Below are 7,665 nucleotides of genomic sequence, written 5' to 3' on the forward strand. Positions count from 1 at the left end.
AGTCCTGGTTCGAATCCAGGTTCCCCAGCCAGATTTCCAAGCCAATTCCCCCAAACAATGTCCCTATTTTATTTACCGGCGTTTTGACGGCACAATTAAATGTCGCCCCCTCCCCGATTTGAACCGCGCCATTTTCGCAAATTTATAATTTGCGATCAGAGCATGCTTGCGCGCGACCACAAGACCACGGCCAAAGCATTTGCCTTGTGCTACGCCCGCAATGAACGCGTGGAACGTTAGGGCCTGTTTTTCAGGGATAGTTCGATGGATCGCCATTGTTCAGCCCAACAGCAGTTATGACTAAACCCGCGATACTCAATCAGATGAGCATGATGACCGGGCGGCATTTTCGCCAAAAAAGCCTGGACGACATCGGTGCCAATCACCGTGTCTTTTTCGCCGGTTAAATGAATTTGCGGAATTTGGGCGACATCGGTTGCAAAATCAGCCGGATCAAGGGACCCCGTCAATGGCGCAAAATGATCCCGCGCAACCCAATAGCCAAGATCAAGATTGGCCGCAACAGTAATGATTTCGGTAACGTCAGTCCGTTTGGCGGCAAGTAAAACCGCCAAGGAACCACCACCGGAATACCCCACCAATGTGATGTTTTTGGCACGACTGCGTTCTTTTAACTGATCAATCGCATAGCTTGCCGATGAAATAACTTCTGGCGCATAGCGCCGGTTCGTCCAGTAACTTTGGTCGCAATTGCGCAAATGAGCATCAAGAACATATTGGCAAGGACGCCCAAGATAAGCAACCGCACCCGCCCCCTGATGAGCAATCGCCATTTTCAAGGCAATGGCGTCAGTTGGCGTGGGGTTTTGCGAGGGTCGGTTGGGCCGGGAAAAGGCCAGACCATCGCCCTCGATATAAATGGTTAAGTCGGCCGAACCATTTGCACCTGATGGGGGGGATATCGGCCAAGCTCCCAACAGGTCAAAATTCCCGGCATTTAGAACGCCTGATTGCCAATTGGCGTCCTTAATAAGGGCAAAAGCATCTTCACGCCGTATTTTTACCGAGCTACATGCGCTTAAGGACAAGGCGACAACCAGCACAGCCATCAAGGTGATGATATTGCACAGCAGGCCGGTCAGAGGGGCCTCCCGATGCCCAAAATGCCTTGGAATCCCGTCAAGGATACCAACAATATCGAAGCGGCCCTGACGGATCATTTTGTCACGCCCCCTTAAGCCCGACTTTTTAAAAATGCCGGGATGGCCTTTGCCATTTCGGAAACAACATCCCCCCAATTTCCGATCTGATTTTGGCGAAACAACCGCATATCGGGATACCATGGGGTATCAGAACGGTTCATCAACCAGCGCCAGTCCGGCACAAAAGGCAACATTGTCCATACCGGACGGCCCAACGCACCGGCCAGATGGACCGGCGAGCTATCAACAGAAATCAGTAAATCCGCCAACGACAGAATGGCCGCTGTATCTTCAAAATCTTGGATATCGTCTGACAGATTGACGATTTTCATATTTTCAGGCGGCGTGTTCGCCTCGTCCGATTTAGGACCCTTTTGAACAGAGAGAAAGGTTATGTCTTTGTTTTCTGCCGCCAAAGGTACCAATTGAGCCAAATCCATGGAGCGATTGGCGTCATTGAGATGGGTGGGGCGCCCGGCCCAAACCAAAGCAATTTTCGGCCCGCGTATCGAAGCCAGCTTTTTACGCCAGATTTCAAGCCGTGCGCGGTCCGGGCGAAAATAGGGTATTTCGCCCGGAAGATCTGACATCTGCAACTTCATGGCCATTGGCAGGCTCATCATTTCGCAATGCAGATCAAAAGGCCCCGGCAATTCACCGCGTATAATGATTTTATCTGCACCGGGGATACGTCGGCCAAAGGATGCAAGTTCGGGCGATATTTGCAAAACGATATTTGCCTGACTGCGTTTCTTGACCCACGGCACCATTCGTATGAACTGTAACGTATCGCCAAAACCTTGCTCGTCATGAATAAGCAGGGTCTTGCCCGCAATTGGTGCGCCATCCCAGCGAGGCGTCTGTACTTTACGTTCAAGGTTTGTCGTATGAGGCAGGCTATAGCGGAAACGGTATTCGCGCCAACCACGATCAAATTCACCCAGCAGCAAAAGTGTTTCGGCAAGCTCAAAGCGCAGAGCAACATTTTGCGGCAGATGCTCAAGCATCATTTCCTGCAGGACTTTGGCTTCTTCGATCCGGCCTTGTTTGCGGACGGCATCGGCCAACATATGCCAAATGTTAAGTGGCCCAGTCCCCGAAGCCAGAACAGCACGTGCCTTGGCCTCGGCCTGGTCAAGCGCGCCGGTGTTCAGGCATTGCTGAATATCGTTTGCAATACCTTGCAGGGCTTCCTCATTCATTCTTGAGGAACCCCATCAGGATATAAGGCATCAAGAAGCGGTTGCAGATAGGGAGTATATTTTTTCCATCTTTGCACACTGGTGCGATAAACCGGCTCGCGCACTTGCGCAAAGCTTGACGTTGAAACCTGACGTTTGGTTTTATGAAATTCCAAACAGGAATCGTCCCATTCAAGGCCAAGAAAATCCAAAAGTTTTCTAGTTTCGCCTTCCTGATCATCGACCATCGCCTCATAATCGACAATGGTCAGCCGGTCTTTGGGTATCAAGGCATGCCAATGATCCATCAGGCCCTTATAGGCATTGTAAAATGCACCAAGCTCAGTCAAGTCATAGGTGAATTGTTGATGATCGCCGAACAATTTAGTGTAGCAAGACAGGCAGGTATCAACGGGATCACGTCGGCAATGAATGATTTTTGCATTCGGAAAAATCAGATTGATAAGACCGACATAGATGAAGTTGGCCGGCATTTTATCGACAAGATAGGGTTTATGCGGGGACCTTGCTCTGATCTCCTTCAGATACGCTTCCCCGGCTTCATTGAGCATATCAGGTGAAATTTTTCCCATGAAATCTGGAAAAGTCGTCCTGATATCCGGTTTGGCGCTTATCTGACCGATCAGGCCAGGCAGAATTTTAAGCTCCCCGCAACCATGAACCATGTGATGAGATGCAAGGATCTGTTCCGTCAGGGTCGTGCCTGAGCGCGGGATGCCGACAATAAAGATCGGCGTATCGGACGGATCACCGCCCCCGGAAAACTTATCCATCAACTCGGGCGTGAAGGTTTTTGCAACCGCTTGCAGCCAACCAACAGATTGATCGGAATCATAAGAAAGGGTCTTGCGTTTCGCCTTGTTGCCCAGGGCAAATTGCTGAAAACCTTTCTTAGGGGCGTCGATGTCAAGGAAAGCCTTACCCAGCACAAAATGCAAGATGGTCGCTTCTGTCGGCGTCGGCGCATCATTGCCCATGGCATTAAGCATATCTTCCATTTTACCGATCAGCGGGTCTTCGGCGTCGAATGTATTAATTTCGCTATAGGCCACAAGCGCATCGACAATACGACCGCCTTGTTTCAGCACATCGACAATAATTTCACGCGCGGCATCACGGTCACCCATTTCGATCAGAAGCACCGTTTTGCCCTGCATCGCTTGCAAACGCTTGGGATTGGGCAATGAAATTGCTTTGTCGTAAGCCAACATCGCCTGATCAACCTTGCCAAGCACCCTCAGAATATCGGCATAAACCTGATGGGCTTCACCGCTTTGCGGTATTTTGCGAATGGCCTCAAGCGCAGATTTTTCTGCTTCTGCATAATTGCTGGTCAGTTGCATTATTCTGGCGCGTGTCATCAATGTTCCCGGATGATCGGGCGCAAAGGACATAAGGTTATTTAACCATTTATGGGCCTGTTCGGCATCGTGCCGGGCAATGGCAACACCTGCGGCATTGATATAGGCATCTATATTTTGCGGGTTGATCTCGATCGCACGATTAATCGCTTGCAAGGCACCTTCATAATCACCTGTCTCTTTTAACAGAAATGACAGATTATTGTGTGCTTCGCTGTATTCCGGCGCCAGTTCAGTCGCCTTGTGATAATGGGTTTTGGCATCTTCAAAACGGCCAATTCGCATATAGGTATTGGCAATGTTATTATGAGTTTGCGGGTTCTGCGGATCCATCCTGATCGCTTTTAAAAGACAATCAAGACTTTCTTCAAATTTGCCGCTTTCTTGCAAAATGATGCCAAGGTTGCTCCAGCCTTCGATCTGTGCAGGTGCCAGTTCAACTGCACGCCTGCCCGCAACTTCGCCGCGCGATAATTCGCCTGCCTGTCGGCACATTTCGGCAAGATTGCTAAAAAACATTGCCGATGCCTGCGGAGAACGACAGGCACGACCGACATATTCAATCGCCAAAGAAAGATTGCCCTGCGTATGCGCCAAAAGCCCCATCAGATGAAGCGTATGGGGTTGCTCCGGAATGGCGCGCAGGACTTCCTGACACAAATATTCCGACTGGGTCAATTGCCCGGCACGCCAATGCTCGTAAGCAGCCTCGATTGCCTGATCTATTGTCATGGTCGCTTGTTGCGTGCCGGAATCAGAAGGCTTCTGTGTGTTTTTCATCGGAACAATGTTTATCTTTTAATGCGTGGCTTTGTGCATAAGAACAAACCGTAAAATCCATAGATAAACGTTAAGGATGAAGAAGGCAAAAGCCCAATAAAATCACAGCCCCACCCTGCAAAAAATGGGCACTTACCGGATTAAAATTCTGATTTAGAATTCCTGGCGCAGAATAAACATACCGTTATGGGATTTATAATCGCTGCGGAAATCGCCGTCATATTGCAGGCGAAGCGACAATCCATCATCAGCCAGAAGGGTGCTGCCCAACCCCAACCGCACACCATTTTCATCCGGCCGATCAGATGAGGACACAAAACCAATCCCGCCAATCGACGCCGAAAGCGAGATCGGATCACCGGTAAAGTCGTGGACAAGGGCGGCTTTGACATCAAGGGTAACCGGACCAAACGGAGTGGTCGCTTCTTGTGAAAGACGTGCGCCAATCTCGCCTTCCACCGAATGAAAGCTGTTTTGATTGATATGCAGGTTGGCAACCCCAGCCCCGGTTTCACCGTAGCTTTCAGTGTTTACATACGCCAGGCTAAAGGATGTCAGAGGCGTCACTGTCGTCGCAGCAGACAGAGGAATATCATATCCGCCCCCCACCCTTAAATTATAATGTTGCCCGTCATATTCCGAAGTCGCCACCTGACTGGAAAAATCAATTTTGCGGTTTTGCTCATAAGTGTCATAGGCCGCCCCGGCTTCGCCCTCGAAATAAAGCGCCTCTCCGTCGGGCCGCCAGGTGCCATAAAAGCTTAGGGCGTATGATGTCAGATTGGTGTCCTGACCGGATGCGGCATCACTGCCTTTGGTCTTGCCATAAAGCGTACTGACGGCAACACCGACAGTTGTATTTTCAGATGGGGCTGTATCCGCCCCGACAAGAAAGCCGACATAATTGGCACCATAGCCACCTTTAAGAGCGGACCCTTCCAATTCTGATCTCCCGCCCAGAAATTGCCCCCAAATGCCGGAACTTAATACACCCGACCCGGCCGCCGCCCCCATATTGGCACCAGAATCAAGCTGGGCGACCTGCCGGTTTTGCACCGCTTGTGTTACCGGGCCAGACAGGGCCAAGGAATTGCTCATATTGGCCGAGGCCACGGCAGGTGCCAATTGCTGCATCGCACGAGTTTGTCCCGACGACGAAAGCGCGCTAATCTTGGTCAACATATCGCTATAAGCTGCGTCGTTCGACAGCGCGTCAAGCGCCTGCCCCAAGGATGCCTGTCCGGCGTTTTGACCCCTTGATTGCCATAAAGGCGATCCGCCTGAAGAACCTGACATAATGCTGATCGAAGACCCGTCACCCGACGTGACGGTACTGTAATTCGCACCGGTAATCGAAATGGTGGAAAAAGTGCCGGTTGAACCGCCTGATGCATTGATAATGGTGAAAGTATCACCTGCCTCAATAGCACCGGTACTGATTTCAACGATTTTGACCTGACCGGCAAGGGCCGCAGACCCGGATACAACGATTTGACCATAGGTTGCATTACTCACCCCGATCACCAAAGTACCCGAAGATGACTGGCTGTAATTCCCGGTAACATTAATGGCTTTGTTGACGTAAAGGGTGCCGCTATTGGTGACAGTGCCTGTGCCGGAACTGGCATTAATGTTGTCTTCCAGAAGCATTGCGCCAGAAAGAAAAGTCACATCCCCGGCCGTAATCGTCCCCGTCGTGCCCGCAGTATACCCCGTCAGGGTGCCGACAACAGTACCACTGCCGCCGGTAAACGTCACATCAGCGCCAGTGGAAATGTTGATATTCCCGGCGATCACACCGGTATTGGCGATAGTATCAATAGCGCCAGTTGAAACGTTAAATGCCGCGGTCGCACCACTGATGGTCCCGCTATTGGTCACGGTACTGATCGTTGAAGCGGGACCATATTTGAAAATACCGGCGTTAGTGCCGGTTATGGTGCCGCTATTGGCCAAAGAGCCAATGACACCATTCGTGCGTATCCCGGTTTGCCCGGATATCGTTCCGCTATTATCGATAGCATTGATGGTACCGAAACCAAAAACCCCATAAAAGGTTCCTGAAATGAAGCCTGCATTGGTCAGGGTGCCAATTGTGGAACTGCTAAGCAAAATACCTGAGGAACCGCCTGTGATGGTACCACCCGCGGCATTCGACAGCGTGCCGATAGAACCCCCAGCACCCATTCTGACGCCAGTATTACCGGTTCCTGTAATTGTTCCTGAATTGGTAATGTAATTGATGTCGCCAGAATTAATTGAAACACCATTTTGCGTGCCCTTGATCTGGCCAGTATTCGTCACAGTGCCAATTGTTCCGGAAGCGTTAACGATACCATTTGTTACGCCTGTGATGACGCCATCATTTGTAATATCACCAATCGTCACAGCACCAGACACTGCGGCCTGACTAATGGTCCCGGTTGAGGAGATCGATAAATTATCACCAACTGCTAACGATATGGTGCCCGGGCTGTTCGTCGTGATGTTTTGATCGGCAGCCTGAGCTGACATAGCAGGCACACCAATAGCGACAAGCCCCGCACTTATGGCAAGCCAAGAGGCGTGATTACCAAGACACTGACGAAAACCCATATGAAGGTATCCTAACTGACCTCGTTAAAACACCCCAAGAGACCTAGCATTTTTTACTTTGGATTAAGACCAGAACACTGTCATCGAATGATACGCTGCATCATCTTTCTCAAAAGATAATGACGCGTTCCGACCTCAAAACATAACTTATCCTAGGACATTTTACTGATACTTACTAATTAGTTACCCGGCATTGTCAACCTGCAATTGCACCCCAGGTGTTGATTTGGCCTATTATTATCGTGCATCGCGAGATGAAAGACGTATCGTGCTGGGCAAGAGCAAGCCCAAATGCCCGTACAAACGGCGCTGCAATCTTTCGATATATTCCTGACAGTGCGAAAAAATTGGCAGGCTGGCCTTCACGAGGACACCAAATCCGCCCGTGATAGATCCTGCCCAGCCCGGCCAAATTTGACATGCCTATTAGGACAATATGGACCGGAACGAACACACACTAGATGTTGACAATGATTTCGCGTTCGATTAATCCACACGCCGTACTGCACACACGGTTGCGACAAAAGTACTGCTGGGGAATAGGTTAACGGTAGACCTACGGAC

4 protein-coding genes are annotated in these 7,665 nt (G+C 50.3%); all 4 read right to left on the reverse strand.

Annotated elements, in window-relative coordinates; all coding sequences use genetic code 11:
* Nucleotides 1–236 precede the first annotated feature (236 nt).
* Nucleotides 237–1,181 (reverse strand): alpha/beta fold hydrolase, encoded by a 945-nt coding sequence (locus TALK_RS21665; RefSeq protein WP_085621249.1) that lies wholly within the window; start codon nucleotides 1,179–1,181, stop codon nucleotides 237–239.
* Between the two features lie 14 nt (nucleotides 1,182–1,195).
* Nucleotides 1,196–2,365, reverse strand: coding sequence for a glycosyltransferase family 9 protein (locus TALK_RS21670; protein ID WP_085621250.1), 1,170 nt, complete (start codon nucleotides 2,363–2,365; stop codon nucleotides 1,196–1,198).
* Nucleotides 2,362–4,506, reverse strand: coding sequence for a tetratricopeptide repeat-containing sulfotransferase family protein (locus tag TALK_RS21675; protein WP_085621251.1), 2,145 nt, complete (start codon nucleotides 4,504–4,506; stop codon nucleotides 2,362–2,364). Before TALK_RS21675 ends, TALK_RS21670 begins: the two co-directional genes overlap by 4 nt.
* A 153-nt stretch (nucleotides 4,507–4,659) precedes the next feature.
* A complete protein-coding gene (locus tag TALK_RS21680; protein WP_085621252.1) occupies nucleotides 4,660–7,101 on the reverse strand; it encodes an autotransporter outer membrane beta-barrel domain-containing protein in 2,442 nt (813 codons plus the stop codon).
* Between the last annotated feature and the right edge of the window lie 564 nt (nucleotides 7,102–7,665).

It is taken from the genome of Thalassospira alkalitolerans, assembly GCF_002115745.1.
GTDB classification, from domain to species: domain Bacteria; phylum Pseudomonadota; class Alphaproteobacteria; order Rhodospirillales; family Thalassospiraceae; genus Thalassospira; species Thalassospira alkalitolerans.

What these genes read in the sequence shown, in the direction of transcription:
- TALK_RS21665 (WP_085621249.1), bottom strand. Translation starts at nt 1,181, where the DNA reads ATGATCCGTCAGGGCCGCTTCGATATTGTTGGTATCCTTGACGGGATT.
- TALK_RS21670 (WP_085621250.1), bottom strand. Translation starts at nt 2,365, where the DNA reads ATGAATGAGGAAGCCCTGCAAGGTATTGCAAACGATATTCAGCAATGC.
- TALK_RS21675 (WP_085621251.1), bottom strand. Translation starts at nt 4,506, where the DNA reads ATGAAAAACACACAGAAGCCTTCTGATTCCGGCACGCAACAAGCGACC.
- TALK_RS21680 (WP_085621252.1), bottom strand. Translation starts at nt 7,101, where the DNA reads ATGGGTTTTCGTCAGTGTCTTGGTAATCACGCCTCTTGGCTTGCCATA.